We start from the raw sequence: 26,770 nt of genomic DNA, 5'->3' as shown, positions 1-26,770 counted from the left end.
TCCTTTGCGGGCAAGAAAAATTTATTTAAACTACGCCTATTTTGTCTTGAATATTTTTGCCGATTTTACTAAATTTAACTGCAAATTTGATTAAAGTTGAGTGGTTATAAATTTTAGAATTTTCAAGGTGCGGGTCTCGACGACTCAAATTTATAAACTTGAACGTAAAACGATAAGGCGAAGTATCTTGCGATGAATTTAAATGTTGCGACGAAATTTTCGACCGAAGATAGAACATTCAGTTCATCGAGGGAGGAAATTTCTAGCTCATTTAAAGGCGCGCAAGAGACAAGCCGCAAATCAGAATCAATCACTCAAAAATTCTATTATTTTCTCTTCACACTCCCCGACACTGCCGCCAAATTTACCCTCAAACTGCGATCCATTAAACGTCCGCTGACGCTTAGCCAGCTGCGCCGTGTGCGTGCAGATGAGCTCCTCTAGCTCGGCCTGGGTTTTGATCTTGCCTCGCAAAAACTCGCCGCACTCTTTTAGGCCGACCGAGTTTAGCGGCTTTGGTCGCTGTGGATACCGTGCAAACAGCTCCCGCGCCTCATCCAGTAAACCCTGCTCGAACATCGCCCTAGTGCGCTCTTTGATGCGCGCTCTTAGCTCGTCCCTATCCCAGCTAAGCTCGAAAATCGCCAAATTTGACGCGACGGGGGCTAGGGTATTTTCGCGCAGATACGCGCTCACGACATCATCGCGCCCGCTAGAGCGCAAAAATGAGTGGATATCAAACCACTTTTGCAAGCGGTAGGTATCGTTTGCGCTAAATTTGGCGGCAAATTCGGGATCGAGGCTTGAAACTAGCTCATAAATTTGAGCGTTGCTTAGGCCGCTTTCTACGCGCTCAAATTTGGGCGTGAGACCCGACAAAAGCGCCTTTAGATAAAATCCGCTGCCGCCCGTTATAAATAAGTTTTTGCCGTTTTTTTGCGCAAATTCGCGAGCTGTTTTATAAACCTCAAAAAACATACCGACGTCAAAATGCTCATCCGGCATCAGCAAATTTACCCCAAAATGCGGCACCGAGGCTAGCTCGGCTGCGCTGGGCTTGGCGCTTGCGATATCGATAAATTTATAAACGCAAAGCGAATCAAGACTCAGAATCACTCCGTTAAATTCGCTTGCGAGCTTTAGCGCGAGCGCCGTTTTTCCGCTAGCCGTGGTGCCGATGATGGCGAGTTCTTTCATAAAAATGCCTTAAAATTCGTGAATCTGCTCAAATTTTATCACAATTTACGCTTTTATAAGATAAAATAAAGCAAAAATTTCAGGAAGATTATGCAAAAATTTATAAATATTTTAAAAGATATTAACGAACTAATCGTCTTTAAGCACTCGATTTTCGCGCTGCCTTTTATATTTACCGCGATGATAACGGCGAGCGCGCAGGTAAACGGCTCGGCTTGGTTTGGCTGGAAATTGCTTATTGTGGGCGTTCTTTGCGCGGTTTCGGCGCGAAATTTCGCGATGGCTTTTAACCGCTACAAGGACGAGGACATCGACAAACTAAACCCGCGCACGGCAAATCGCCCAAGCGTGGACGGGCGTATCGGCAAGACGAATTTGCAGATTTTTATCGCGGCAAACGCCGCTATCTTCGTGCTTGTCGCCTATCTCGTAAACGATCTTGCGTTTTGGCTGAGCTTTCCGATCCTGGCCGTACTTGGCGGATATTCGCTTTTTAAGCGTTTTAGCGAGCTAGCGCACCTAGTCCTTGGCCTCTCGCTAGGTCTTGCGCCCATCGCCGGAGCTGTCGCCATTACGGGCAAGATACCGCTTTTTAGCGTGCTGCTCTGCCTTGGCGTGATGTTTTGGGTGGCGGGATTTGACCTGCTTTATTCGCTTCAGGATATCGAATTTGACCGCGAGCACGGGCTTTTTAGCATACCTAGCGTTTACGGCGAAAAGGCTACGATGTTTATCTCGGCGATATTTCACGCCACGGCCGTGATCTTTTGGCTACTTTTTGCGTGGGCTGGGGGGCTTGGCGCGGCGGCATATGTGGGCATTTTGCTCTGCGGGGGTATCTTAGTGGCCGAACACCGCATCGTTAGGCGAGATTTTAGTAAGATCGACCGTGCGTTTTTCACGCTAAACGGCTATCTGGGCATACTTTTTTTCGTTTTCGTTTGGGCTAGCTTATGAGACTGGTTCCGGCAAATTTAGACATAGTTTTTGAGGAAGTGGGCGGGCGCGAGAGCGAGTTTTTGCGCGAATTCGACAAACTAAGCGGCAACGAGGACGATCCGCTGGGAGCGTGGATGAAGCGAGCCAAAGCAAAGGGCGACACGAAGGAAAGTGATCAGGTGATACTGACGCTACTTGTCGAGCTTCATCGTAAATTCGACGACCTAAACGCCTACATAAAAAATGAAAAATTCATAAAACTCGAGCTTGCGCAATCTAGCGCGCTGGACGGGATAAATTTTGAAAATTTTAGGATAAAAGAGGCTAAATTTAAAGAAGGCGTCGGCTATTACGGACGCATTTTTATGCCTATTTTCCCAAAGCGAGACGTGGCGATATTTTTTGAAGCGCTAGATGAAAAAACCGCCAAAATCACACGCATAAACGAGAGTGACGAAAGCGACTACAACGGCTACGTGACGGCTAGAGAGCGCGCAATGATAAGAGAACTAAAGGAGATGAACGATGAGTAACGATTTGATAATATTTGTAATTTTCGGGCTGATTTTGACGGTGCTTTTCGTGCTGGTTTTTATAAAAGATCTAGAGGCGGCAAGGAAATTTTCAAGATACGAAAAGGCGATCGAAAGCCTAATACAAGAGCTTCACGCCGTAAAAAAACAGGTTGCAAATTTTAGCCAAAGCGAGCCTGCCGAATTTGACGTAGTGCAGCTAGAAAGCAACCTCGAACAGCGTTTAAATGAAAAAATCAATCAAAAAATAACCCCGATAATAAACACGCTCCAAGGCATCGAAAGCTCGATAGATAACTTTCAAAGCCAGCAGCAAGATAGGTTATTTACGCTTGAAGAGCGCACCAAAAGCATTAGCAAGATCTCCGCTCCAAACGGCGAGGACGACGAAAAGCGCATAGTGCAGATGTATAGCGAAGGCAAAAGCGTCGAAAGCATCGCAAAAGAGCTGTGCGTAGGCGTCGGCAAGGTCGAGCTGACGCTAAAACTACGAGAGCTAATATAGTGTTAAAAGCTAGGCGCGAAATATAAAAAAATAACATTATTTTCATACGCAAATTTTAAAAAATTTTAAAGCTTAACTTCCTATAATGCCTTTTAACCAAATCAAAAACAATTCTTTTTGATAAAATTAAGGGCGAAATAATGTTAATAGACGGACACGGAAGAACTGTTGATTATCTGCGTATTTCTGTCACGCAAAGATGTAACTTTAGATGCAAATACTGCATGCCTAAAACTCCGTTTAGCTGGGAACCGAGAGAAAATTTACTGAGCTTTGAAGAGCTGTTTTTATTTGTCAAAGTCTGCCTAGACGAAGGCGTAAAAAAGATCCGCATAACGGGCGGTGAACCGCTACTGCGCAAGGACTTGGACAAATTTATCGCGATGATAAACGAGCACAGCCCAGACGTCGATCTAGCTATCACGACAAACGGCTTTATGCTCAAACACTACGCAAAAGCCCTAAAAAATGCGGGTTTAAAGCGCATAAATATGTCGCTTGATAGCCTAAAAACAGAAAAAGCTAAATTTCTCGCGCAAAAAAGCGTCCTACATGAGGTTTTAGCGGGCCTTGACGCTGCGCTTGAAGCCGGACTAAAAGTCAAGCTAAATACCGTCGCGCTAAGAGGCGTAAACGACGATGAGATCGTATCTTTGCTAGAGTTTGCGCGCTCTATGGGCTGTCAAATTCGCTTTATCGAGTACATGGAAAACATTCACGCGACGGGCGAGCTAAAAGGCATGAAATCGGCTGAAATTTTGGACGTTATAGCAAAAAAATATCGCTTTGAAGCGGCCGAAAAGATCCCGACCGGCCCAGCCAGCATCTACAGACTAGAGGATGGCTATACTTTTGGTATCATCGACCCGCACAAACACGACTTTTGCGAGAGCTGCAACCGCATACGCCTCACGGCCGAGGGACATCTCATCCCGTGCTTATATTTCGAGGATGCGATGAGTATAAAAGATGCCGTTAGAAAGGGCGATATCGCGGGCGCTAGCGAGATCTTGCGACAAGTGTTGCAAAACAAGCCCAAAGAAAACAAATGGGCGATCGGCGCTCAAAACGAGACCTCAAGCCGCGCCTTTTATCAAACGGGCGGCTGAAATTCTGGCTAAATTTACGTCAAATTTGACGTGGGTTTGGCCTGCTTTTATCAAAATTTAACCGCTCTTTATTTTTATCCGTAAATTTATCGCCGTTTTTATCAAAACCAGCTCAAATTTAACGTAAAATCCGCCTAACTCCATAAAACTACCCTTCAAATTTTGCTATAATCGACCAAAATTAAAAGGCGAAATTTGAGTTTAAACCTAGTCGAGAGTTTTTTGAGCATACAAGGCGAAGGCGCAAGCAGCGGCCGTTTGGCGATTTTCTTGCGATTTGCGGGCTGCAATCTAAACTGCGCAGGCTTTGGAGTGCGGACCGTTTCTCCTAAAACCGGCGAGACGCTAACAGGCTGCGATACGATTCGCGCAGTTTTTACGGGACATTTTTCGTATCAAAAAATCACCCGTGCCGACGAACTTATAAAAATCATTCAAAATTTGAGCGCAAATTTACGCCGCAAACCCATCGTCGTCATCACGGGCGGCGAACCGCTACTACATCACAAAAATCAAATTTTGCTAGATTTTTTAAATTTTGCGACTAGCGAGGGCTACGAGGCGCATTTTGAGACGAACGGCACTATCGAGGTGGATTTCGGCAAATTTGAGATTTATAAAAAATGCCGATTTGCCGTCAGCGTCAAACTCGAAAACAGCGGCGAGAGTGAGGCTAGACGCATAAATCAGGTCGCGCTAAAAGCCATAAAACAAAACTCCGCAGGTAGTTTTTATAAATTCGTCCTAGATAAAAAAAGCGCGGAAGACGGCTCGGCGATAGCGCAAATTTCGCGTATTTTAGAGCTTTGCGACGCGGAAGTCTTTTGTATGCCGCAAGGTTATGATAAAATAAGCCTCGAACAAAACGCCCTATCCGTTGCGCAGTTTGCGATCAAGCACGGTTTTAACTATTCCGATCGCCTGCACATCAGGCTTTGGGGTGCAAAAGAAGGAGTTTAAAGCGTAAATTTAGCCCGCATCTTTACGGCACAAAACGCAAATTTAATAAACGGAGCTAAGATGATAATAAGAAAAATGTTTAAATTTGAAAATGCCCATATCGTTAGATTTTGTAGCTCGAGACGCTGCAAAACCAGTATCCACGGGCACTCTTACAAGGCTGAAATTTTACTTGAGTCAAATTTTCTCGATAACGCGGGGATGGTGTATGACTTTGGCCTGATGAAGCGTGACATCGGCTGCATCATCGATAGCTTTGATCACTGCACGACGATATTTAGTGGCGACGGAGCCGAGTACAAAAACGACCTCAAAAAGCACTCCGCGCGCTGGATCGAGATCCCGCTAAATCCCTCCGCAGAGCAGTTTTGTAGGATATTTTTCGTGATGATCGATAGGCTTTTGAAAACTACTCAAATGCAAAACGGCGAGCGTGAAGTGAAGCTTCACAGCGTCATCGTCCACGAGACCGACACGGGCTATGCGCAGTGCTTCAGAGAGGATGCGTATAACGCCAAAATGGGCGAGGTAAATTTGAACGAGATCGTCTTTTCCGAGGGCGTTAGAGCCGAGTGGGAGGATGAGGAGTTGTTTGAGAAAATCAAGCTAGGCAAAAAAATAGTAAATCCAAAGGAGGTCTAGCGCAAATGAGGAAAATTTTTGCGATTTTGACGCTGGCGGCGCTGTTTTTTGGCGGTTGCGAGGAGAAAAAGGAGCCCGCGTCGCTGGATCTTGGCGGCACGGTGCCTAGCGACGTACCTATCGCGCAAAGCGACGCAAACGTAAGTATTGACGAAAATATGCCGCCAGAGCCGGTGCCCGAAAAATGAAATTTAACGAGCATCTATCAGAGCTCTACGAGCTGGCGCGCTACATCCACATCGAGCTTGCCTTTGCGCTTTTGGCCTTAGTCGCGGCGCACTTTTGCCTGATAAATTTCGGCATAAACTCGCCAGCCTACGCTAAACGCATCAGACTGTTTTTGCCTACCTACTACGCGTTTTTGGCCGCGATGATGCTTACGGGGCTACTTTTGATGAGCGTTTTTTACTTTTATCTGGGCCTCAAGGCTCTCGTAATGATCGCGGTTTGGACGCTGCTTATCGGGCTTGGGGCGATGGAGTTTAAGCAGCTAAAAACGGCGATGAAAACTAAAAATTTCGCCGCCTTTAGAGTCAAAATGCGCCTAAAAATCGCGGCCGATTTTGTTTTGATACTAATTGCAAGCGGGGTGAGATGAAATTTTTATATTCAAAAGAGGCAAAAAACGAGCAAATTAGGCTTGATGGCGAGGCGTTTTTGCACCTAAAGGCGCGGCGCGCAAAACTTGGCGAGCGCATCGACGTGCGAAATTTGACCGACGGACAAAACCACATCTATGAAATCGTAAATTTAGACAAAAGAGGCGCGGAGCTAAATTTGATATTTTCGCACGACGTGGAAGCACGAAATAGCGATCTAACGCTAGCCTGGGCCGTCGTCGATCCAAAAACGATCGAAAAAACGCTGCCTGGCCTAAATGAAATGGGTGTAGCTAAAATCGTCTTTTTTTACGGCGAATTTTCGCAAAAAAACTTTAAGCTTGATTTTTCGCGCCTAGAACGCATTTTGATAAGCTCGTGCGAGCAGTGCGGACGAAACGATTTGATGAAATTTGAAATTTATAAAAGCCTGGACGAGCTGGTCAAATTTTATCCAAACGTCGCTCTTATCGACTTTGAGGGCGAAAATCTAGACGGCTATGCGGGCAAAGAAATTTTAGCGATCGGGCCCGAGGGTGGATTTAGCCAGAGCGAGCGAGAAGCCGTCGCGAAAAAATACGGACTGAGAGCAAAAAATATTTTGCGCTCGCAAACGGCGATTTTAGGCATAGCGGCCAAAATTTTGATTTAAATTTGATTTTTTACGAAGTTTTTTGTATAATCTCGCCTTACTTTAAATGAAAATTAAAAAATCAGACGATAAAAGGACAAAAAATGAAAAAAGAAATTCATCCGGAATTTGTTGAGTGCAAAGTAACTTGCGCTTGCGGCAACACCTTCACTACGAAGTCAAACAAAAACGAGATCAGAGTGGACATCTGCTCAGAGTGCCATCCGTTTTTCACGGGCAGCGAAAAGATCGTAGATAGCGCGGGCCGCGTCGATAAATTTAAGAAAAAATATAACTTAAAATAATCCTTTGCTATATTTCGTTCCTACGCCGATAGGAAATTTAAGCGATATCTCGCTTCGCGCTTTGAGCGTTTTGCGCGAATGCGAGATACTCTTTTGCGAAGATACCAGAATCGCAAAATCCCTCATAAACCTGTTAAATACGCGTTTTGACGCAAATATAAATATACAAAAACTTATTCCTCTACACACGCATAACGAAGATGAAATTTTATCCAAAATCGAGCTTGAAATTTTTGATAAAAACGTCGCATTTTTAAGCGATGCGGGTATGCCGGGCATCAGCGATCCGGGAGCTGCACTCGTAAATTTTGCTATAAAAAAAGGTATCGCGTATGAAGTATTAAGCGGTTCAAATGCCGCGCTTTTAGCTGTCGTCGCTAGCGGTCTTTGCGAAAAAGAATTTTGCTTTCTAGGATTTTTACCAAACAACGGCAAAGAGCGAGCCGTAGCGGTGCAAAATGCGCTAAATTCGCCGTTTCCCACAGTTATTTACGAAAGTCCAAAACGCATACTTTCGCTCATTTTAGACTTTGCCAAGCTTGAACCAAATAGAGAAATCTTTGCCATAAAAGAGGCGACGAAAAAATTTGAAACCAAATTTAGAGCCACGGCAAGCGAACTCGCACAAAAGCTACAAGAGGCAAATTTAAGCGGCGAGTGGTGCGTAGTCGTGCAGAAAAATCCAAATTTTACCTTTGAGAAAATCACTCAAAACGATATTTTGGAACTTGAAATTTCGCCCAAAGCCAAGTCTAAACTGCTAGCCAAAATCACAGGTCGAAACGCCAAAGAAATTTACTCCGAGCTCACCCGCTAAAACTTGCTCGCAGACTCAAACAAACAGCGAATTCATCCGAAAATTTAGCTAAATTTTACCGATTTTTAGCTATTATCAGGCGATGATAATATACGGAAAACAGCTATTTTTGCACATCATAAAAAACTACAAAAAAAGCGTCAAAACGGTCTATCTCGCCAAAGAGTGCGACAAGGCGCTATTTTCGCAGATCGTAGGCGTCGGCGCGCCGATAAAGCGCGTGGATAATCAAAAAGCCCAAGCTCTCGCACACGGCGGCAATCACCAAGGCTTTTTAGCCGAAGTTGAAGAGTTTGAGTTTAAAAGTATCGACGAGATAAAAAAACAAAATTTTATAGCGGTTTTATACGGACTTAGCGACGTGGGAAATATCGGAGCCATCGTCCGAACGGCGCATGCGCTGGGCTGCGGAGGTATCGTTGTCGTCGCTAAAAATTTGGCGATGGAAGGCGTACTGCGAGCTAGTAGCGGAGCGGCCTACGAGGCAAATATAGCTCTTGTCGAAGACGGTCTTAGCTTGCTAAACGAACTAAAACAGGTCGGTTTTAAAATTTACGCCACGGCAAGCGGCGGCAAAAACGCTCATGAGGTCAAATTTGATCAAAAAGTAGCACTCGTGATGGGCAGCGAGGGCGAAGGCTTACACAAAAAAGTCCTTGCCAAAAGCGACGAAATAGTAGGAATAAAAATGAAGAACGACTGGGACAGCCTAAACGTCTCGGCTGCGTTTGCTATACTTTGCGATAGGATTATAAATGAATGACATAAGTTTGCTAAAAGAATTAGGGCTTAGCGAGGTCGCCAGAAGAACGCACATCGAGGCAGAATATCTAGGTTACATTGCCGATAAAAATTTTGAAAAGTTGGCACGTTTTAACGTCAAGGGTTTTGTTAAAATTCTGGAGCGCGAGCTTGATATCGACTTTACGTCGTGGATGCGAGAATACGAGACGTTCATAGCCGAGCACGAGAGCGAGTTAAAGCACAAAACCATAACCATATCGCCTAAAATTCCGGCCTATACCGCAAACGATAAATCGTCTTATGGCGGTATGCTGGGTGGCATCATCGCTATTTGCGCGATCGGCGCTTTAATTTACTTTTTCGAGCCCCAAAAATACATCGGCGACCTCTCGAGTTTCTTTGAGGACAAAAACAAAAGCGTGACTTACTCCGATACAAACGTAGTGCAACAGGCGACTAAAAATTTAGACTCCATCAAAGACGCAAATATCACGATAAGTGTCTCCTCTGCCCCTAAACAAGAAGACGAGATAAATAAAATCGAAGAGAACGCTTCAAATTTTGCCGTTACCCAAGTAGAGCAACCCTTGCCAGAGTTTAATGTGGCGGTTTCTACAAGTACGCAATCAAAACCCGCAGAGCAAAACGTCAGTAAAAATTTACAGAATGAACAGGTTTCAAATTTGGCCGACGAAAATGCATCCACCGCAGTCCAAGTAACGCCTAAAAGCGGCGATGTATACCAACTAAACGGACTAAGCGAGATAAAAGTCGTTCCGCGCAGAAAAGTTTGGCTTGGCGTGATAAATTTGGACGACAACAAAAAGAAATCTCAAAATGCCTCAAATGCCGTTTCCATTGAAATAGGCAAAAAACAACTCATCGTCACAGGACACGGAGAGATAAATTTAGAAATCGGCGATCAAAATATCAAATTTAGCGGCGATAATCCAAAGCGCTTTTTGGTCGAAAAAGATAAAGTTACGCCGCTCACATACGACGAATTTGTAGCACTAAATAAGGGCAAATCGTGGTAAAAAAGCTTTTAGTTTTGACTGCTAGCGCGGCTTTTTGCCTTGCGGGCAGCGTGGTGGATATAGCAGGCGGCTTGCTGGGTCAAAATAGCGCAAAAGCAACTCAGCTCTTTGGCGACGGCTCTGCATATCTAAACGCAAACGGCAAGCCCGATATCGCTAAAATTTCAAACGTTTTAAAGTCAAATTCGCTCCTACGCCTATCCTACAAGCAAAACGTCAAGGTAAATATCAAGTTTATCTCGCGCCAAAACAACCCGCTACTAATCATGAAAATCGCCAAAGACGCTCTCAACGGCCTTGGCTACAACAACATCCTAACGAGCGAATTTTCTAACGCCGGCGGCGCTCTTTGGGGCGTGACGATCGATACCAAATTTATCCCAGATCCCGGCTCGCTCTACGCCGCGCTTAAAGAAAGCGGCACCGAGATAACGGACATCAACAGACCAGGCGAGCTATCCTACGAGTACGTCATCGACGCGTCAAATTCCTCTATAAACCAAACTCCGGTGCAGTTTTCGCAAGAAGTTCAGCTCTCAAAGCCGCTCGAACCCTATCTCATCGACATTAGCGGCGCAAAGAGCGCGACGATAAGCGCTAGCGCAGAGGATCGTTGGTCCGCCGTCGTGAGAATTTTAGATAAAAATTTAAATTTGCTTGACGAAAAGCAAACTAGCAAGCCCGTAAATAGCCTAAAAGTATCGCTCCCTCAAAATGCAAAATACATAATGATCGATGATGCGGTTAGCCTAGAAAATATCAAACGGGGACTCAAAATCTACCTAGAATAAGGAGAAATTTATGTTTGACGAGATTAGATTTAATACGATTGAAAGACTTCCAAACTACGTATTTGCCGAGGTAAACGCCATAAAAATGGCCGCGCGCCGAGCGGGCGAAGATATCATCGACTTTTCGATGGGAAACCCGGAGGGTCGCACGCCTCAGCACATCGTCGATAAACTCTGCGAAAGCGCGCAAAAAGACAAAACCCACGGCTACTCGGCAAGTGCCGGCATCTACAAACTTCGCCTAGCCATCTGCAACTGGTACAAGCGCAAATACGGCGTAAATTTAGACCCCGATACCGAGGCCGTCGCGGTTATGGGTAGCAAAGAGGGCTTCGTGCACCTAGCTCAGGCCGTGATAAACCCGGGCGACGTCGCCGTAGTGCCGGATCCCGCATATCCGATCCACACGCAGGCGTTTTTATTCGCCGGCGGTAGCGTGGCGAAGATGCCGCTAAAGTACAACGACAAATTTGAACTTGACGAAAATAAATTTTTCGAAGACCTGCTTCACACGATCCGCTCAAGCTCGCCGAGACCTAAATACGTCGTCGTAAATTTCCCGCACAATCCTACGACCGTAACCGTGCAAAAGAGCTTCTACGAGCGGCTAGTCGCGATGAGTAAACAAGAGCGCTTTTACGTGATCTCGGACATCGCCTACGCGGACCTCACGTTTGACGGATACAAGACGCCGAGCATCTTTGAGGTAGAAGGCGCAAAAGACGTTGCCGTCGAGTGCTACACGCTATCGAAAAGCTACAATATGGCGGGCTGGCGCGTCGGATTTTTATGTGGAAACAAGCGTCTTTGCGCAGCTCTTAAAAAGATAAAATCATGGGTCGATTACGGTATGTTTACTCCGATCCAAGTCTCAGCAACCGTTGCGCTAGACGGCGATCAAAGCTGCGTCGAGGAGATCCGTCAAATTTACGAAAAACGCCGCGACGTAATGCTTGAAGCCTTTGCAAGTGCAGGCTGGGAGATGCATAAACCAAGCTCAAGTATGTTTATCTGGGCAAAAATCCCGCCGCAAGTTGGAAACATCGGTAGTCTCGAGTTTTCAAAGCAGCTTTTAACAAAAGCTAGTGTCGCGGTGAGCCCGGGTATCGGTTTTGGCGAGGGTGGCAACGACTACGTACGCCTCGCTCTCATCGAGAACGAAAATCGTATCCGCCAAGCGGCGCGAAACGTTAAAAAATATCTGAAAGAATTTGCATGAATATAGCCATTTTAGGCGTCGGCACGGTCGGAGAAGCCGTAGCTAAAATTTTACTCCAAAACAAAAAACTAATCGCGGCAAGATGCGGCGAGGAGATAGTCCCGGTTATCGGCGTCGTTAGAAATTTAAATAAAAAAAGAGACGCCGCCATCCTGCTCACGGACGACATAGATAGCGTCATAAAGCGCGACGATATCGACGTTTTCGTCGAGCTCATGGGCGGCGTCGAGGAGCCCTTTAGGGTCGTCAGTCAAATTTTAGAGCGCAAAAAAGCCGTCGTGACGGCAAACAAGGCGCTACTAGCCTACCACCGCTACGCCCTGCAAAATTTGGCGCAAAACACGCCGTTTGGCTTCGAGGCTAGTGTCGCGGGCGGCATACCTATCATCAGAGCCCTTCGCGAGGGCCTTAGCGCAAACCACATCCTAAGTATCAACGGGATTTTAAACGGCACGAGCAACTACATCCTAACCTCGATGATGAGCAAGGGCTCAAATTTCGCTGACGCACTAAAAAAAGCACAAGAGCTAGGCTACGCCGAGGCCGATCCGACCTTTGACGTCGGAGGCTTTGACGCGGCGCACAAGCTACTGATCCTGGCTAGCATTGCATACGGTGTGCACGGCAACCCAGAAGACATCCTGATAGAAGGTATCGAAGGCATCACGCCCGAGGATATCTTTTTTGCTAACGATTTCGAGTATGTTATTAAGCTGCTCGCTATCGCCAAAAAAACCGGCGAGAAGGTCGAGCTGCGCGTGCATCCTGCACTCGTGCCAAAAGATAAAATGATAGCCAAAACTGACGGCGTGACAAATGCAGTAAGCGTAGTGGGCGACGCAGTCGGCGAGACGATGTTTTACGGTCCTGGTGCGGGCGGTCCTGCGACGGCGAGCTCGGTCATCAGCGACCTCATCGATATCGCCAGAGACGGCAAATCACCGATGCTAGGCTACAAAGCGCCGTTTGAGCTAAACGCGCTTGAGCTTTTAGATCCGAGCGAAATTCGCACGAAATATTATTTTAGGCTCAGGGTCGAGGACAAGGTTGGCGTGCTAGCTAAAATCACGAATTTAATGAGCGAAAACAACCTCTCTATCGATAGCCTGCTGCAAAAACCGAAGGACGAGAGCCCGTATGCAACGCTATTTTTCACGACGCACACAAGCGTGGAAAAGGACGTAAGGCGCACTATGGAAATTTTGCAAGAGCAAGAGTTTGTAAAAGAAAAACCTTTTATGATGAGGATAGAAGAGTAAAATTTGGGGCTTAAGGCGTATATTTTCGGCAAGAGCTCGGAGGATCTAGCTTGCGAGTTTTTGCTAAAAAACGGCTGCGAGATACTCGCTAGAAATTTTAGCTCCAAATTCGGCGAGATCGACGTTATCGCTAAAAAAGACGGCATCTTACGCTTTGTTGAAATCAAAGCCACGCAGGGCGACTATGAGGCCGAGTATCGCCTCACGCCCGCTAAATTTAATAAAATTTTAAAAACTATCGACTTTTATTTGCTACAAAACGGTGCAAATGCCGATTTTCAGGTCGATTTGATCGCAATAAAAAAGAGCGAGATAAAGTGGATAGAAAATATTAGTTTGTAAAAATTCTTATTTAGCTAAAATTTAAATACTTTCGTGTATAATTACAACTATCTTTAAAAGGGAGAATAAAATGGGAAAATACATAGAACTAACGACTGCGAATTTTGACGTCGTTAAAGAGGGTGTCGCGCTAGTAGATTTTTGGGCACCTTGGTGCGGACCTTGCCGTATGCTTGCTCCGGTTATCGACGAGCTAGCTGAGGAGTTTGAGGGCAAAGCTAAAATTTGCAAAGTAAACACCGACGAGGTACAAGACCTAGCCGTAGAATTTGGCATCCGCTCGATCCCTACGCTTCTATTTTTCAAAAACGGCGAAGTCGTAGAGCAAATGGTTGGCGCGCAATCAAAACAAGCCATCGCCGATAAGATAAATTCGCTTCTTTAATGGTTTTTAGACGAGGAGGAAGCCTGCTTCCTCTCACCTCCGTTTTTGCGTCCTTTATAGGTGCAGCGCTGGTAGCAGGCGTATTTGCTTACAATAATTACAGATTTTCGCAGTATAAATTCGTAAATTTTAACGAGCTGGTTTTTTACGAGCAGGCTCAAATTTTCGCACCGCAAGACGATAAATTTTTACTCGTGGTTTTTAGCTCCAACCAATCAAATTGGAAGGAAATTTTAAAAACTTCAAGCAAGGATTTAAAAATCGTCGCCGTGGACTTGCTCCAAAAACGCGCGCCTAGCGATGGAAATATAAATTTCGTCGCTTCGGATATAAATACGATTTTAAAGCTGATGCACGTCCTAAATATCACGTCTTTGCCCGCAAGCGTGGAGCTAAAGGCGCAAAAGGGCGGCATTTATAAACAAGATTCTAAAATAAATAAAATTTAAAGGAAAAAATATGTTAGATTTAGCGATCATCGGAGGCGGTCCTGCCGGACTTAGCGCGGGACTTTACGCCACTCGCGGCGGACTAAAAAACGTCGTAATGTTTGAAAAAGGAATGCCCGGCGGCCAGATTACGAGCAGCTCCGAGATAGAAAACTATCCCGGTCAAAAAGCGCCCGGCGAGAGCGGCATCGACTTCATGAGTACGTGGGTCGCGCAGTGCACGCATTTTGGGTTAAAGCACGAGATGGCGGGCGTAGAGCGCGTGGTAAAAAACGTCGACGGCAGCTTCACCGTCAAGCTTGAAGGCGGCAAAGAAGAGCAGGCCAAAGCAGTCATCGTAGCCACCGGCTCCACTCCGCGCCGCGCAGGCTTTGCGGGCGAAGACGAGTTTTTCGGCAGAGGCGTGAGCACGTGCGCGACTTGCGACGGATTTTTCTATAAAAACAAAGAAGTCGCGGTTCTAGGCGGCGGCGACACGGCGATCGAGGAGGCTCTATATCTAGCCAACATCTGCTCTCGCGTCTACATCATCCACCGCAGAGACGAGTTTCGCGCAGCACCCGTCACGCTAGAAAAGGCTCGCGCTAACGCCAAGATCGAGTTTATCACGAGCGCCACGATCAAGCAAGCTTACGGCGATAAATCAGGACTTGCCGGTCTAATCATAAACACAAAAGAGGGCGAGCGCGACCTAAAAGTGCCTGGCGTTTTCGTATTTGTCGGGCTTAACGTAAACAACGACGTCCTCCGCCAAGAAAACGGCGAGTTTTTGTGCGATATGGAGGCAGGCGGCCAAGTGGGCGTCGATCTAAAGATGCAAACTAGCGTGCCTGGACTATTTGCCGCGGGCGACATCAGAAAAGACGCGCCAAAACAAGTCATCGTAGCCGCAGGAGACGGCGCCGTAGCGGCCCTTAGCGCGCTTAGCTACATCGAGAGTCTACACTAAGATTTCTCAAATTTAGCCGAGTTTTTCGGCTAAATTTTCTCTTTTTACTTCAAATTTTTCAAATTTACCGAGTTTTGCCTTATCCTTTCAAATTTAGCCAAATTTGCCTTGATTTAATTTTTCCGCATTTTCCAAATCCCCTGTCCCCAAATTTCACTCAAATTTAACCGCCATTTGGCTAAGATTTCGCAAATTTAATAAAGCAAAAGGATCAAATTTGCACGACTTGCTGAAAATATTTAAAACTATTTTATACGCCGCGCTGTTTTTAGGACTTTATCTTTTGGCGGATAAGTACGGACTGTTTTCTAAATTTAGCTCGCCCACTCGCTTCGTCGTTACCGCCGACACTAAAATAATCCCAGGCTCAGAGCTAAGCAAATACGTAACGCAAGAGGAGATAGACGATTTTGCTTTTAGATACTGGGATATAGATAAGCAGATAAAAGACGACGCATTTGCTGAAAATTTCCGCAAACTTTTAAAATCAAAGCAAACGGATCAAATTTTAAAATTTATGCAAGACAACAACATCAGCGTAGAGCACAAGCTCATCTACGGTACTACGCCGATAATGTATTCAAGCTTTTTTGACGATGAAAACACCACAAAAGAGTTTATAAAACTAGGAGCAAATATCAGACAAAAGGATAATTTCGGTCTCTCGCCCCTGGCCTACGCCATAGAAAATAACTCTACAAAGACCCGCTAAGCTGCTACTTGATAGCGGGGTTAAATTTGATGAAGTAAAGACGGTGCAATACTAAATATATCCTCCGTTTTATAACAACATCGAAAAGCTTATCATAGACGGAGACGACGTAAAGATAGTATTTCGAGATAATTACCAAGTCAATAAAGAATCCAAAGACGCAAATAACCCCATGAGGTATATAGTATGGCATAACTATGTCGAAATGGCTGATATAGTCCTTGCTAGCGGATATAGACCAAAACTTAAAGAAACGCCGTCTTTATTTGCCGGCATAAGGGATGAAAATTCAACCTTTCTACGCTCTTTATACGTGGCGCTGCAAAACTACCCAAACTACGAACCCATGCTAGAGCTTCTTTTAAAGCATGGCGTCGTAGGGCAACCTACTAAAGAGGAGCTAAAGAAGGCGTATGAGGAGTGCTATAAAAAGCGCAAGGGATTGATTGATTATAAAGAAAACTATATCTATAAAATGAATAAAGGTATAGACGAAGAAGGCGAAGCGAAGTTACGCAAAAACAAGAAATATGAGCACTTATGTACCGAGTGCTTATATCATGAAGGTCTTTTACAATACAAACCACAGCCGATAGACCCGAAACGAATAAAAAGATTTGACAATCAAATAAATTTTCATTCACATTTTTGCCCCGACGAAAATGCTACGTTTAAAGATATTAGGGCTTTCATAAAATGGGCAAACGAAATGGAAAAGCAAGATGGGATCAATAGCGCTATAGGTAGAGCCGAAAGCGGCATGGCTCAGGTGATTTACGTAGATGGCAACCGAAGCCAATCAGACTCAAACTCAAATTTACAAAGCAAATAGATAAAAGGGAACAAAAACGTCAGCGAAAATTTGAGTTAAATTTGAGCGAGTTTAACTCAAATTCCATTTGGCAAGATGCAAATTTAGCTTCAAATTTAACAGCTCCCAGCCGAATCTAAAGCCAAATTTGCGCTCGTCGCCCGGGCAGCAAATCAAATTTACCGCCGAGGCTCAAATTTTACTTCGCCAAAGCGGGGTTATTCACGCTTATCACGACGTTTTTCTCGTTTAGATAGAGCTTCGCCGCGTCTTTCACGTCCTGCTCGGTGAGCGCATTTACCGCGTTTTCGTACTCGTCAAGACTCAAAACCTCATCGCCAAAAACCAGCTCGCGCATGAGCGTGCGCGTCCAAAATTCGCCCTGAACGTAGGATTGGCGCATTTTTACGAGGGCTGATTTTTTGAAATTTTGCAGATAGCGCTGGATATCCGCGCCGCCTTTTAGCTCGGCAACGTTTGATTTTATCTCGCCTAGCACGGCATTTACGTTATCAGGCGCAGCCGTAAATCCAAAATGCGCGGTGAAGCTTTCGTAAGGGTATTTTGCGAGATTCATATGCACGCCCAGGCCGTAGACCTGCCCGCGGTCCTCTCGCACGTCCTCGCGCAGCATCATCGAAAGCACCGCAGATAGGGCGTTTACGCGCAGTAGCTCTGGGCGCGAATACTTCACTTTTTCGTTTTTCATTATCATCGCGGCGTCGCTTCGTTGCGTGGTTTGGTAGCTTCGCTTAAACTCCTGCTCGCCTGCGATCGTCCTCACGCCGTCATCTACGAAATTTTCGCGTTCCGCGCGTGCGGGTAAATTTGCCAGATATTTTTGCAAAAGCGGCTCGGCGGCGGTCAAATTTAGATCGCCGACCACGATAAAATCATACGACGCCGCGTTGGTAAATTTCTCTTTCACTATCTTTTTTACGTCGCTCATCTGCAGCTCGTTTATGTCCGCGGCCTCGAGCGGGTTCGTTCGCGGGTTGTTTTCGTAGAAAAATCTCGCAAACTCGTCGCGAAATTTGCGCTCGGGCAGATTTTTGGTCTTTTCCAGCTTTTCAAGCTCGTTGATTTTTGTCTTTTTTAGCGCGTTTTCGTCAAATCTAGGCTCGCTAAACTCCAAAAACAGCGCGCGCAAAAGCCACTCAAAGTCCGCACTAGCCGAGCTTGCGCTATATCCTTGCGAAAGCTGATCGATAAATTTACTATAGCTTAGCTGCTTGCCGCTTAGGATTTTAGCCAGATCGTAGTTGCTAAACTCCCCTGCCCCGCTCTCGTTTGAGACCTCTACCGCCAGCGCGCCCTGCTTTGGCTTGGCTAAATTTGACGTGCCGCCGCGACTAACCGCGCTTAGCCAGACGACGTCTTTTTTGGTTTTTACCTCCTTAAATGCGACGCGCGCGCCGTTTGGTAGCTCGTAAAGATAAAAATCAAGCTTTTCGTTATGCTTTTTCGAGACGAAATTTTTAGGTTTTAGCGCTCCGTAGTCAAAAAGCTCGCTCTTTGCTTGATTTGAAGCTAGCGTATCGTACGGCTTTGCCTCCGCCCAAATTTGATCAAATTTAGCCTCATTTAGCTTCGCTCCTTTGGCGCTAATCACGTTTAAAGTTTTTGCGTCGATGGCCAGTATCCGCCTAAATTCTGCATTCACGTCATCCAGGCTGATCTCATCAAGAAGCGCCAAAGTAACGTCGCGCAGGTCTTTTTCGCCAAGCAACACTCCGCCGATCCTAGTCGTCTCCTCGATATCTGCCGCGACCGCGCTCGAGCGTTTGTTGCCCGCTTGCAAATAGGCATTTTTAGCCGAGTTTATAAAATCTTTTTTCGCGCTCTCAAAGTCCGCCTTGCTAAAGCCAAATTTCTCCACGCCCTTTAAAACGCTCGCCAGATCGCTAAGCGCGCCGCTAAAATCATCATCCACGGCGTTTATCTCAAAGGCGTAAAGCACGTTTTGATCCTCGATGATCGGCGAGTAAAATCGCCCGCGCAGAGCTAAATTTCGCTGCTCGTATATCATCGCGACTAGGTCTGAGATATAGTTTGCGAGCAAATTTTGCCTGAGCCTTTGGATCTCGCCGTCAAATTTGTACTTTTGCGTAAAGATCAAATTTAGCGAGTTTAGCCCGATCTCGGCGGAGTCGTAGTTGTTTACGCTAAAACCGCTTTTTACCTGGATAGTTTTATCGGGGCTCGCGTAGTCGTTCGTGTTTTTAGCCGAGCTAAAGCTTTGCTTTATCATCTCCTCGATGCGCTTTTTATCAAAGTCTCCGACCGCGATAAATTTCATAAATCTAGGCTGATACGTCCTCTCGTAAAAGCCCTTTATGGTCGCTACGTCGACGTTTTTTACGATATTCATATCGCCGATGGGCGACCTTTTGGCGTAGATGCTATCTCCGTATAGCTCGGGCACGCGGTTTTTGATGTAAAATCTATACGCAGGCGTATTTCTAGCGCGCTCCTCCTCGACGATGATGCCCCGCTCTTTATCCAGCTCGGCCGCGTCAAAGCTCACGCCGTCGATCCAGTCGCGAAAAACGCGGAAAACGTCCTTTAAATTTTGCTCGTTTACGTGGATTTCCAGTAGATAGCTAGTCTGATCGTAGCTAGTCTGTGCGTTTAGATCCGCACCAAATGCCACTCCGAGGCTCTCTAGTTTTTTCACCAGCTCGTTTTTACTAAACTCGCGGCTACCGTTAAACGCCATGTGCTCGGTAAAGTGCGCCAGCCCCAGCTCGTTTTCGCGCTCATCGGTCGAGCCGATGTTTACGACTAGATAAAAATATGCCGAATTTGCAGGCTGTTTGTTTTCCTTGACGTAGTATTTTAACCCGTTTGCTAGCTCGCCGCTCGCTATAGCTGGATCCTGGGTCAAATTTATATTTTGAGCGGTTTTATCTTCCGCCGTCAAATTTAACGCACTCAAATTTGCGTCCAGCTGCCGCGTTTTGGCCGCCTGTGCGACCGGCGCTTGTTTGGCTAAAACGCTCGCCGCAAAAACGGCTAGAAATAAAAATAAAATTTTCCTCATCGTCGTCCTTTAAATTTAAAAAGCCGATTATATAGCGCAATTTTTAATATTTTTGCCCGCGCGTAGCGAAGTCGGCGGCCGTGCTAAATTTATTTTTTATAAAATTTATGCTAAATTTAGCCCAAATTTTAAAGGATAAATTTTGGTAAAAATAGGAATCCACGGCGCAAGCGGCAAAATGGGACGCATGATCATCGAGTGCCTAAAAAACGAGCCAAACGCGAAACTCAGCGCGGCTTATACGATAGAGCCGCTTGACTTTGCATTGCCCCAGGACGTCATCCTCACGGACAAATTTGACGAGCTTTTCGCAAACTGCGACGTCGTTATCGATTTTACGATCAAAGATGGCGCGATAAATCTGCTAAACTACGCTCGCACCGACCCAAAACCGTTAGTTATCGGCACTACGGGTCTTGGCGAAGACGGCGCGAACCTGCTAAAGCTAGCAAGCGCGGCGATGCCGATACTTTACGCTACCAATATGAGCCTTGGCGTCGCGGTTTTAAACCGATTGGCGGCGCTTGCGTCAAAGGCATTGCGCGAATTTGACGCCGAGATCGTCGAGCAGCACCACAGACACAAAAAAGACGCCCCAAGCGGCACGGCGCTGACGCTTGGTGAACGCGTAGCAGCGGCTAGAGGGCTAAACCTAAAAGACGTTTTGGTGACTGGTAGAGACGGCATGGTCGGAGCTCGCAGCAAGGACGAGATCGCGATCCTAGCGGTGCGAGGCGGCGACGTCGTGGGCAGGCATACGGTCGGATTTTACAACGAGGGCGAGTTTATCGAGCTAAATCACACCGCAACTAGCCGAGCGACCTTTGCCAAAGGCGCGATAAAGGCGGCTATTTGGGTGGCGGGGCGAGAGAGCGGGCTGTACGGGATAGATGATTGCCTGGGATTGTAAAATAGGCGGCTTGGCTTTTTCTACTTACTTTGCGTTGAAATTTAATTTTCAAGCTCGGCAACCCACGCGGTTAGCCTACGCTTAAAAATTAAATTTCGCCTTAATTAAGCGAAAAATCCTGCGCCTTATCATTTTGCGTTCAAATTTTTGATAATTAAATTTTAGCATGAGAGGCAAAGTATCGCGAGATGATTTTTGGGGTTGCGCAGAAATTTTCGTCCAAGACTAGACATGTAGTCTGTCGCAGGGCGGAAATTTCAAGCTCCGCAAAAAGCGCTCGCGAGACGAGCCTCAAAAAGGAAAAATTAAAATGTGTGCGATAGTTGGAGTGATTAATTCTAAAGATGCGGCAAAAACGGCATATTATGCGCTATTTGCCATGCAACACCGAGGCCAGGAAGCAAGCGGCATCAGCGCATGCGAAAACGGCCGTATAGAAACCGTCAAAGGCCGCGGGCTAGTTACCGAAGTCTTTGACAAGACAAACCTCGAGAGTCTAAAAGGCGATATGGCGATCGGCCACAACCGCTACGCCACCGCAGGCAAAAACTCCGCCGCCGATGCCCAGCCCATCGCCGCGAACTACTCGCTAGGCCAAGTCTCTATCGTGCACAACGGCAACCTCGTAAACAAAGACGAAGTCCGCAGCGCGCTAATCGCCGAAGGCGCGATATTTCAGAGCAATATGGATACCGAAAATATCGTGCATCTCATCGCTAGAAGCCGAAGCGAACATCTACAAGACCGCATCGTCGCGGCGCTAAAACAGATCAAGGGCGCCTACTGCCTACTCATCCAGTCGCGACATAAAATTTTCGCCATCCGTGACCGTTGGGGCGTGAGACCGCTCTCTCTGGGACGCCTAAAAGACGGCGGCTATATCGTAGCTAGCGAGACGTGCGCGTTTGATTTGGTGGGCGCGACCTTTATCCGCGACGTGGAGCCCGGCGAGATGCTGGTTTTCGAGCAGGGCAAAAGCGAATTTGAGAGCGTGCGCCTTTTTGAAGCCGAGCCTAGAGTTTGCGCGTTTGAGTATATCTATTTCGCACGCCCAGATAGCGTAATCGAGGGCAAAAGCGTCTACGAAGTGCGCAAAAAAATGGGCGAAACGCTAGCTAAAAAAAGCAAGATTGGCGCTGACTTCGTCGTGCCGGTGCCTGATAGCGGCGTGCCGGCGGCGCTAGGCTACGCAAACGCTAGCGGGATACCGTTTGAGCTAGCTATCGTGCGTAATCACTACGTCGGACGCACTTTTATCGAGCCGACGCAAGAGATGCGCAATCTCAAAGTCAAACTCAAGCTAAACCCGATGGCAAGCCTACTCAAGGGCAAAAGCGTAGTCGTCGTGGACGATAGCATCGTACGCGGCACGACTTCTAAAAAGATCGTTGAGCTACTACGTCACGCGGGCGCGAGAGAGATACATTTCAAAGTCGCTTGCCCCGAGCTAAAATACCCGGAGCGCTACGGTATCGATACTCCAAGCTTCGAGGAGCTAATAAGCGCAAACAAAACGCCGGAGGAAGTGTGTAAATTTATCGGTGCGGACAGCCTCGAGTTTTTAGACGTGGACGAGCTGGTTAGCAGCATCGGCAGCGAGCGCAAGTACTCGCTGGTTAGCTTTGACGGAGATTATTTTATCAAGTAAATTCGGCTTTTGCCGTTTCAAATTTGACCTATTTAGGCAAATTTGAGTCTACCGAATTTGAGCGGCAAAACCCGCACCTTGAAAATGCAAATTTTTGTTTTTGACGTTTTTGCCTCAAATTTGGATTTTTGTTGATTTAAATTTGACAAATTTGTGACCGAAAATTGCAAATTTAAATTTTAAAATTTGACTTTTGGGCGCCCTACTGCGCAAAAATGAAAATATTTTATCAATATATAAGCAAACGTTGAATATAATTGCGAACTTTAACGTCACGGTAGCTCAGCTGGTTAGAGCGCTGGTCTCATAAGCCGGAGGTCGGGAGTTCAAGTCTCCCCCGTGACACCATAAATGCCCTATTCATCGGTATTTAAACCGCCTCTTTTGAAGTTTCCCTTTCTTTGAATTTTTTCTTAAACTATGGTATACTTTTGATAAAAAGTGGTACAATTTTTCAGAATTGTTTTATTTTACTAAAAGGATCCTATAAAATTACTTTGGATTCATATTTAAAAATCTAGTCTTTATCTCTAATATCTTCTAATTAAACCAAAAGATCAAATTTATCCTATTGTTTATTGTTGGCAAATATTATCAAAAATAAAATATTTTGTTATTTATATTAAGATAGTTCAATTCTTCACTCAAACCCATCTACATAAAACCCTATATTGCTTATCGCTCTCGCCTATGCGCCACTTACAATTATGACCACATTTGTATCATTAAGATCAAATGGTATAAAACAGAAAAACAACAAATTTTCTATCGTTATTGTGCACTTTTATCTTAAAAATTCTATAATAGCGAAATGAAATTCAAGCAAAATTATTTTTACATTTTATTAGTCGCCGTTGCTGTGGGATATTTTTATCTAGTTTTTACAAACTATGATGAAAACAAACAACAAACCTACGACTCTGCCGTCTTAAGTCAAATAAAAACCGTACAAAAATACAAGGCAATCATAAATGAGCGTATCGAGCAGCAAAAGCGACTGCTTGAGAAGACAGCAAAATTTGTTGCGACAAAAGATTATACACAAGATTATACTACGATAAAAGGCGTGCTTAGCATTGTTGCTAGAACGGGTAGCTTTTTAGCAGTCTATGCCGGATATCCGGATAGCTACAGATTTGTCGCAAGTAACGAAATCGAGCCGCAATATAATTTCTCAGACCGCCCTTGGTTTGTGGCTGCAAAAGAGAGTATGACAACAAGCTTTACTGAGCCATATATAGACCATCAGCTTGGCATCTACGTCATCTCTGTCTCAACGCCGCTTTTAAAAAATGGTAAATTTATAGGTGTTTTGACGGCTGACCTTGACTTTGAAATTTTTCAAAAGGAGCTTGCCGCACTCTTTCCGCTTGCAAATGGCTCAGCGTTTTTAATGGTAGATGGCAAAAACATCCTCGATCAAACAGAGCAAATTTTAGACTTTTCAGGCGCTCAAACCAAAGAGGTATTGCAAAAAATTTCAGTTAAAAAACAAGGAAATGAGCAAATTCTTATCAAAAATAAGCCTTATATTTTTGTATATGATACGCTCGCAAATAGCAAATGGATGCTAGTTAGCGTGCTTGATGAGGGCATGATTTACAGGCAAATCGACAAAAAAGCATTAAAAGATCTTGGTATTTTTTTGGCATTGGCATTTTTTGGTATTTGCGCCTTTGCTAGTCTTTACGTGGCACAGCGAAAATTTTACAAAAACAAACACCTTCTAAATCTTTTTGCCAAAAATCCAATAGGTGGGCTTGTTATCACGGATAAAGACGGCAATATCGCCTTTATCAACAAAGAATTCGAGAAAATTTTTGGCCTAAAATTTAAGGCAAATATCGGTAAAAATTTAAAAGAACTCTCTAATATTTTTTGCTCAAATAAAACCACACAGAGTATATTTACGCAAATCAGCAGCAACCCAACCAAGAGCTTTAGCCTGACTTCAAAAAAGGGCAAGCTGTTTTATAAAACAGAGTTTTTGCCGCTGCTTAACAAGCAAGGCGTATTTGAGGGTGTTTTTATCATGTCGCACGATATTACGCATGAAGTGGGTTTGGAACAAAATAGGCAAAAACAAGAGCAAATTTTACTGCAAAACTCCAAAATGGCAGCACTTGGCGAGATGATAAGCGTGATCTCGCATCAATACAAGCAGCCCCTGAATACCCTTTTGCTTCTTGCAAGCGATACGCATGAGCTGTTAAGCGGCAAGAATGGCGATAAAATGGCACTAAAAAACATTGAAAATATACGCATGAACGTTGAGCTTATGAATGAGACTATCGATGTTTTTAGGGATTTTTACAAAGAGGATTTTTGCGAGAAAGAATTTGACTTAATCGACGTGCTTGATGATGTTTTATACATTTGCCGACCACAGCTTCAAGTAAAAAATATCGAGTTACGCTTTACATACGACGATGGACCTCATGAGATCAAAGGCTATGCAAACTACATAAAACATGTGCTTATGAACCTTATCACAAACGCAAAAGACGAGCTGGCCAAAAAGGCAAAAAGTACCGACAACTTCATTCCTTATGTAGAAATAAATCTTCGTCAAGATGAGAACAAATTTATTATCACTATCGAGGATAATGCAAATGGCGTAGATAGCGAGCTTTTAGATAAAATTTTTGAACCGTTTTTTACAACAAAAGGCGACGATGGCACCGGTATGGGGCTTTATCTTTGCAAGCTGATTTTTGAGAAAAAACTACGTGGCGACATAAGACTTGCAAATGCTAAAAACCCGACAAAATTTGAAATAGAGCTGTTAAAATGAACGAAATTTTTAAAGAGTTAGCACGCTTAAATGTGCTTTTAGTTGAGGATGACACGCAGCTGCAAGGAGTTTTGGCTGGACTTCTTGCACCATATGTAGGGCAAATTTACAAGGCGCAAAACGGGCAAGACGGTCTTGAGAGCTTTAGCAAAAACGACATCGATATTATCATCACTGATATAAATATGACCCATATGAGCGGAACAACGATGGCAAAACGAGTTAGAGAGCTTGACGAGCGTGTGTCGATCATTTTTATTACGGCCTATGATACCGATGAAAATTTACAAAACTCGCTAAGCATACAAAATTCAAATCTGCTTAAAAAGCCATTTGATAAACAGCAGCTTTTAATCATGATATTAATGGCCACAAAAAACGGCGTAAAGACTAGTAAACGTTTAAATCTAGGTCGTGGATTTAGCTACGATACACAAGGCAGATTACTTTATAAAGAGAGCGAAACCATCGTTTTAACTAGAACCGAACAGCGACTTTTGCATATCCTAGCGATAAATAAAGAGCGAGTCGTATCGTTTGATATGATAGAAAATTTCGCATGGAACGGTAAAGTAGCGTCATTTGAAACGATACGAAACTACATAAACAAACTACGCACCAAAACCTATACACAACTTATCAAAAACGTTCAAGGACTTGGCTACAAGCTCTCGCTTGATGACGAAGTTTAAAAATTTGCCTTTAAAGCAGCGTGTAAAATTTAAATTTAAGCGCAAAAAGTCAAATTTGAAAAATAATAGTACTATGATTTGATTTTCTAAAAGCGAGTTGTAGAGAAAATTTCGTCCTAAGAGTAGATATATAGTCTACCAAAGGCCGAAATTTTCTAGCTCATGAAAGACGATGCACAAAATAAAGTTATTCTATTGGAGCTTTACTTTGTAAAAATCTAGTCAAAGTTTGCGTTTCTGTCTCATCAAGTCCAGCGTTGCCAATCATAGTTTTTATAACACTTGGCCAAACATTTACGTTAAACTCATCGTATCCGTGTAGTGCATGACATGCCCCACATCGCTCTTTAAACAACTCTTCGCCAGGTTTATAAACTTCGTCTAAATTTGATTTTAAAGCCTTTTTGTCAACTACTCCCTTAACGCTAACCTTGATCCATTCGTTGTCATAGTCATCTTTTTGGACGCCATTTTTCTTGAAATTTTTATCGTTTTTAACACTTATGTCGCTCTCTAGGACACCTAGTCTAGCATAAGCCGTATTGCCCTCGCCAGGCACAAAGCCGTTATATTCGACTTCGGCGAAATTGCCGCTATCTTTTAATACCTTGACTTTTGCGCCCACAAAAAGCTGACCGATCTCTTTGCCGCCAACCTTATCTAAAATTTTAGCTGGCGTACCGACATAAGCATCGTTAGCAAAAAGCGCAGCACTAAGCCCTAAAAATATAACTATTTTTTTCACTTC

29 protein-coding genes and 1 tRNA gene are annotated in these 26,770 nt (G+C 44.8%); 27 read left to right on the top strand and 3 right to left on the bottom strand.

Features of this window, described 5'->3' with window-relative positions:
* Positions 1 to 306: 306 nt before the first annotated feature.
* Positions 307 to 1,197, bottom strand: a complete 891-nt coding sequence (gene miaA / locus CSHOW_RS01160; protein WP_002947197.1) for a tRNA (adenosine(37)-N6)-dimethylallyltransferase MiaA — start codon at positions 1,195 to 1,197, stop codon at positions 307 to 309.
* Between the two features lie 90 nt (positions 1,198 to 1,287).
* Between miaA and mqnP the strand changes: the two genes are divergently transcribed.
* The 22 genes from mqnP to CSHOW_RS10365 all read left to right on the top strand — a co-directional run bounded on the left by mqnP (position 1,288) and on the right by CSHOW_RS10365 (position 16,956).
* On the top strand, positions 1,288 to 2,154 hold the full coding sequence (mqnP, locus tag CSHOW_RS01155; RefSeq protein ID WP_002947196.1) for a menaquinone biosynthesis prenyltransferase MqnP: 867 nt from the start codon (positions 1,288 to 1,290) through the stop codon (positions 2,152 to 2,154).
* Entirely contained in the window at positions 2,151 to 2,669 is a 519-nt protein-coding gene (locus tag CSHOW_RS01150; protein ID WP_002947195.1) for a hypothetical protein, read from the top strand. The genes mqnP and CSHOW_RS01150 overlap by 4 nt, the downstream gene beginning before the upstream one ends.
* A complete protein-coding gene (locus CSHOW_RS01145) occupies positions 2,662 to 3,174 on the top strand; it encodes a DUF6115 domain-containing protein (RefSeq protein ID WP_002947194.1) in 513 nt (170 codons plus the stop codon). The genes CSHOW_RS01150 and CSHOW_RS01145 overlap by 8 nt, the downstream gene beginning before the upstream one ends.
* A 140-nt stretch (positions 3,175 to 3,314) precedes the next feature.
* Positions 3,315 to 4,283, top strand: a complete 969-nt coding sequence (moaA, locus tag CSHOW_RS01140; protein ID WP_002947193.1) for a GTP 3',8-cyclase MoaA — start codon at positions 3,315 to 3,317, stop codon at positions 4,281 to 4,283.
* A gap of 195 nt (positions 4,284 to 4,478) precedes the next feature.
* Complete coding sequence (locus CSHOW_RS01135) at positions 4,479 to 5,243, top strand: 7-carboxy-7-deazaguanine synthase QueE (RefSeq protein WP_002947192.1); 765 nt, start codon at positions 4,479 to 4,481, stop codon at positions 5,241 to 5,243.
* Between the two features lie 60 nt (positions 5,244 to 5,303).
* Positions 5,304 to 5,885, top strand: coding sequence for a 6-pyruvoyl trahydropterin synthase family protein (locus CSHOW_RS01130; RefSeq protein WP_002947190.1), 582 nt, complete (start codon positions 5,304 to 5,306; stop codon positions 5,883 to 5,885).
* 5 nt (positions 5,886 to 5,890) lie between these two features.
* Positions 5,891 to 6,073: a hypothetical protein gene (locus CSHOW_RS01125; protein WP_002947188.1), complete on the top strand. Its 183-nt coding sequence runs from the start codon at positions 5,891 to 5,893 to the stop codon at positions 6,071 to 6,073.
* Positions 6,070 to 6,483 (top strand): hypothetical protein, encoded by a 414-nt coding sequence (locus CSHOW_RS01120; RefSeq protein ID WP_002947186.1) that lies wholly within the window; start codon positions 6,070 to 6,072, stop codon positions 6,481 to 6,483. The genes CSHOW_RS01125 and CSHOW_RS01120 overlap by 4 nt, the downstream gene beginning before the upstream one ends.
* The gene (locus tag CSHOW_RS01115; RefSeq protein ID WP_002947185.1) at positions 6,480 to 7,136 is read left to right on the top strand and encodes a 16S rRNA (uracil(1498)-N(3))-methyltransferase; all 657 of its coding nucleotides are present in this window, start codon (positions 6,480 to 6,482) and stop codon (positions 7,134 to 7,136) included. The genes CSHOW_RS01120 and CSHOW_RS01115 overlap by 4 nt, the downstream gene beginning before the upstream one ends.
* 83 nt (positions 7,137 to 7,219) lie before the next feature.
* Entirely contained in the window at positions 7,220 to 7,420 is a 201-nt protein-coding gene (gene rpmE, locus CSHOW_RS01110; protein ID WP_002947184.1) for a 50S ribosomal protein L31, read from the top strand.
* Positions 7,421 to 7,424: 4 nt separating this feature from the next.
* Positions 7,425 to 8,237: a 16S rRNA (cytidine(1402)-2'-O)-methyltransferase gene (gene rsmI / locus CSHOW_RS01105; protein ID WP_002947182.1), complete on the top strand. Its 813-nt coding sequence runs from the start codon at positions 7,425 to 7,427 to the stop codon at positions 8,235 to 8,237.
* 82 nt (positions 8,238 to 8,319) lie between these two features.
* Positions 8,320 to 9,000, top strand: a complete 681-nt coding sequence (rlmB, locus tag CSHOW_RS01100) for a 23S rRNA (guanosine(2251)-2'-O)-methyltransferase RlmB (protein ID WP_002947180.1) — start codon at positions 8,320 to 8,322, stop codon at positions 8,998 to 9,000.
* The gene (locus CSHOW_RS01095) at positions 8,993 to 10,018 is read left to right on the top strand and encodes a helix-turn-helix domain-containing protein (RefSeq protein ID WP_002947178.1); all 1,026 of its coding nucleotides are present in this window, start codon (positions 8,993 to 8,995) and stop codon (positions 10,016 to 10,018) included. Before rlmB ends, CSHOW_RS01095 begins: the two co-directional genes overlap by 8 nt.
* A complete protein-coding gene (locus CSHOW_RS01090; RefSeq protein ID WP_002947176.1) occupies positions 10,012 to 10,809 on the top strand; it encodes a hypothetical protein in 798 nt (265 codons plus the stop codon). The genes CSHOW_RS01095 and CSHOW_RS01090 overlap by 7 nt, the downstream gene beginning before the upstream one ends.
* A 10-nt stretch (positions 10,810 to 10,819) precedes the next feature.
* On the top strand, positions 10,820 to 12,028 hold the full coding sequence (locus CSHOW_RS01085; protein WP_002947174.1) for an LL-diaminopimelate aminotransferase: 1,209 nt from the start codon (positions 10,820 to 10,822) through the stop codon (positions 12,026 to 12,028).
* On the top strand, positions 12,025 to 13,287 hold the full coding sequence (locus tag CSHOW_RS01080) for a homoserine dehydrogenase (protein WP_002947172.1): 1,263 nt from the start codon (positions 12,025 to 12,027) through the stop codon (positions 13,285 to 13,287). Before CSHOW_RS01085 ends, CSHOW_RS01080 begins: the two co-directional genes overlap by 4 nt.
* A gap of 3 nt (positions 13,288 to 13,290) precedes the next feature.
* Complete coding sequence (locus CSHOW_RS01075) at positions 13,291 to 13,629, top strand: YraN family protein (protein WP_002947170.1); 339 nt, start codon at positions 13,291 to 13,293, stop codon at positions 13,627 to 13,629.
* 70 nt (positions 13,630 to 13,699) lie between these two features.
* Positions 13,700 to 14,014, top strand: coding sequence for a thioredoxin (trxA, locus tag CSHOW_RS01070; protein ID WP_002947168.1), 315 nt, complete (start codon positions 13,700 to 13,702; stop codon positions 14,012 to 14,014).
* The gene (locus CSHOW_RS01065) at positions 14,014 to 14,463 is read left to right on the top strand and encodes a hypothetical protein (RefSeq protein ID WP_002947166.1); all 450 of its coding nucleotides are present in this window, start codon (positions 14,014 to 14,016) and stop codon (positions 14,461 to 14,463) included. The genes trxA and CSHOW_RS01065 overlap by 1 nt, the downstream gene beginning before the upstream one ends.
* Before the next feature lie 10 nt (positions 14,464 to 14,473).
* Positions 14,474 to 15,412 (top strand): NAD(P)/FAD-dependent oxidoreductase, encoded by a 939-nt coding sequence (locus tag CSHOW_RS01060; protein ID WP_002947165.1) that lies wholly within the window; start codon positions 14,474 to 14,476, stop codon positions 15,410 to 15,412.
* A gap of 217 nt (positions 15,413 to 15,629) precedes the next feature.
* Complete coding sequence (locus tag CSHOW_RS10370; protein ID WP_236844701.1) at positions 15,630 to 16,124, top strand: ankyrin repeat domain-containing protein; 495 nt, start codon at positions 15,630 to 15,632, stop codon at positions 16,122 to 16,124.
* Between the two features lie 205 nt (positions 16,125 to 16,329).
* The gene (locus CSHOW_RS10365; protein ID WP_236844700.1) at positions 16,330 to 16,956 is read left to right on the top strand and encodes a hypothetical protein; all 627 of its coding nucleotides are present in this window, start codon (positions 16,330 to 16,332) and stop codon (positions 16,954 to 16,956) included.
* Between the two features lie 178 nt (positions 16,957 to 17,134).
* On the opposite strand, the gene CSHOW_RS01050 is transcribed toward CSHOW_RS10365, so the two are convergent.
* Positions 17,135 to 19,978 (bottom strand): M16 family metallopeptidase, encoded by a 2,844-nt coding sequence (locus CSHOW_RS01050; protein WP_002949254.1) that lies wholly within the window; start codon positions 19,976 to 19,978, stop codon positions 17,135 to 17,137.
* A gap of 142 nt (positions 19,979 to 20,120) precedes the next feature.
* On the opposite strand from CSHOW_RS01050, the gene dapB reads away from it, so the two are divergent.
* The 5 genes from dapB to CSHOW_RS01025 all read left to right on the top strand — a co-directional run bounded on the left by dapB (position 20,121) and on the right by CSHOW_RS01025 (position 26,022).
* A complete protein-coding gene (dapB, locus tag CSHOW_RS01045) occupies positions 20,121 to 20,888 on the top strand; it encodes a 4-hydroxy-tetrahydrodipicolinate reductase (protein ID WP_002949259.1) in 768 nt (255 codons plus the stop codon).
* Between the two features lie 310 nt (positions 20,889 to 21,198).
* Entirely contained in the window at positions 21,199 to 22,536 is a 1,338-nt protein-coding gene (purF, locus tag CSHOW_RS01040) for an amidophosphoribosyltransferase (RefSeq protein WP_002949262.1), read from the top strand.
* Positions 22,537 to 22,807: 271 nt separating this feature from the next.
* Positions 22,808 to 22,884, top strand: a tRNA-Met gene (locus CSHOW_RS01035).
* Between the two features lie 463 nt (positions 22,885 to 23,347).
* Entirely contained in the window at positions 23,348 to 25,330 is a 1,983-nt protein-coding gene (locus CSHOW_RS01030) for a cache domain-containing protein (RefSeq protein WP_002949265.1), read from the top strand.
* The gene (locus CSHOW_RS01025) at positions 25,327 to 26,022 is read left to right on the top strand and encodes a response regulator transcription factor (RefSeq protein WP_002949267.1); all 696 of its coding nucleotides are present in this window, start codon (positions 25,327 to 25,329) and stop codon (positions 26,020 to 26,022) included. The genes CSHOW_RS01030 and CSHOW_RS01025 overlap by 4 nt, the downstream gene beginning before the upstream one ends.
* A 187-nt stretch (positions 26,023 to 26,209) precedes the next feature.
* Here the strand turns inward: CSHOW_RS01025 and CSHOW_RS01020 are convergent, their stop codons facing one another.
* Positions 26,210 to 26,767, bottom strand: a complete 558-nt coding sequence (locus CSHOW_RS01020; protein ID WP_002949268.1) for a hypothetical protein — start codon at positions 26,765 to 26,767, stop codon at positions 26,210 to 26,212.
* Positions 26,768 to 26,770 lie beyond the last annotated feature (3 nt).

Source organism: Campylobacter showae (assembly GCF_004803815.1).
GTDB lineage: Bacteria > Campylobacterota > Campylobacteria > Campylobacterales > Campylobacteraceae > Campylobacter_A > Campylobacter_A showae.
The sequence above is the reverse complement of the archived record's forward strand: the minus strand, read 5'-3'. Positions and strand labels throughout refer to the sequence as shown.

Bases quoted from the DNA above. Each gene is read 5' to 3' on its own strand.
- miaA (WP_002947197.1), bottom strand. From the start codon at position 1,197: ATGAAAGAACTCGCCATCATCGGCACCACGGCTAGCGGAAAAACGGCG.
- mqnP (WP_002947196.1), top strand. From the start codon at position 1,288: ATGCAAAAATTTATAAATATTTTAAAAGATATTAACGAACTAATCGTC.
- CSHOW_RS01150 (WP_002947195.1), top strand. From the start codon at position 2,151: ATGAGACTGGTTCCGGCAAATTTAGACATAGTTTTTGAGGAAGTGGGC.
- CSHOW_RS01145 (WP_002947194.1), top strand. From the start codon at position 2,662: ATGAGTAACGATTTGATAATATTTGTAATTTTCGGGCTGATTTTGACG.
- moaA (WP_002947193.1), top strand. From the start codon at position 3,315: ATGTTAATAGACGGACACGGAAGAACTGTTGATTATCTGCGTATTTCT.
- CSHOW_RS01130 (WP_002947190.1), top strand. From the start codon at position 5,304: ATGATAATAAGAAAAATGTTTAAATTTGAAAATGCCCATATCGTTAGA.
- CSHOW_RS01125 (WP_002947188.1), top strand. From the start codon at position 5,891: ATGAGGAAAATTTTTGCGATTTTGACGCTGGCGGCGCTGTTTTTTGGC.
- CSHOW_RS01120 (WP_002947186.1), top strand. From the start codon at position 6,070: ATGAAATTTAACGAGCATCTATCAGAGCTCTACGAGCTGGCGCGCTAC.
- CSHOW_RS01115 (WP_002947185.1), top strand. From the start codon at position 6,480: ATGAAATTTTTATATTCAAAAGAGGCAAAAAACGAGCAAATTAGGCTT.
- rpmE (WP_002947184.1), top strand. From the start codon at position 7,220: ATGAAAAAAGAAATTCATCCGGAATTTGTTGAGTGCAAAGTAACTTGC.
- rlmB (WP_002947180.1), top strand. From the start codon at position 8,320: ATGATAATATACGGAAAACAGCTATTTTTGCACATCATAAAAAACTAC.
- CSHOW_RS01095 (WP_002947178.1), top strand. From the start codon at position 8,993: ATGAATGACATAAGTTTGCTAAAAGAATTAGGGCTTAGCGAGGTCGCC.
- CSHOW_RS01085 (WP_002947174.1), top strand. From the start codon at position 10,820: ATGTTTGACGAGATTAGATTTAATACGATTGAAAGACTTCCAAACTAC.
- CSHOW_RS01080 (WP_002947172.1), top strand. From the start codon at position 12,025: ATGAATATAGCCATTTTAGGCGTCGGCACGGTCGGAGAAGCCGTAGCT.
- trxA (WP_002947168.1), top strand. From the start codon at position 13,700: ATGGGAAAATACATAGAACTAACGACTGCGAATTTTGACGTCGTTAAA.
- CSHOW_RS01065 (WP_002947166.1), top strand. From the start codon at position 14,014: ATGGTTTTTAGACGAGGAGGAAGCCTGCTTCCTCTCACCTCCGTTTTT.
- CSHOW_RS01060 (WP_002947165.1), top strand. From the start codon at position 14,474: ATGTTAGATTTAGCGATCATCGGAGGCGGTCCTGCCGGACTTAGCGCG.
- CSHOW_RS10365 (WP_236844700.1), top strand. From the start codon at position 16,330: ATGGCTGATATAGTCCTTGCTAGCGGATATAGACCAAAACTTAAAGAA.
- CSHOW_RS01050 (WP_002949254.1), bottom strand. From the start codon at position 19,978: ATGAGGAAAATTTTATTTTTATTTCTAGCCGTTTTTGCGGCGAGCGTT.
- purF (WP_002949262.1), top strand. From the start codon at position 21,199: ATGTGTGCGATAGTTGGAGTGATTAATTCTAAAGATGCGGCAAAAACG.
- CSHOW_RS01030 (WP_002949265.1), top strand. From the start codon at position 23,348: ATGAAATTCAAGCAAAATTATTTTTACATTTTATTAGTCGCCGTTGCT.
- CSHOW_RS01025 (WP_002949267.1), top strand. From the start codon at position 25,327: ATGAACGAAATTTTTAAAGAGTTAGCACGCTTAAATGTGCTTTTAGTT.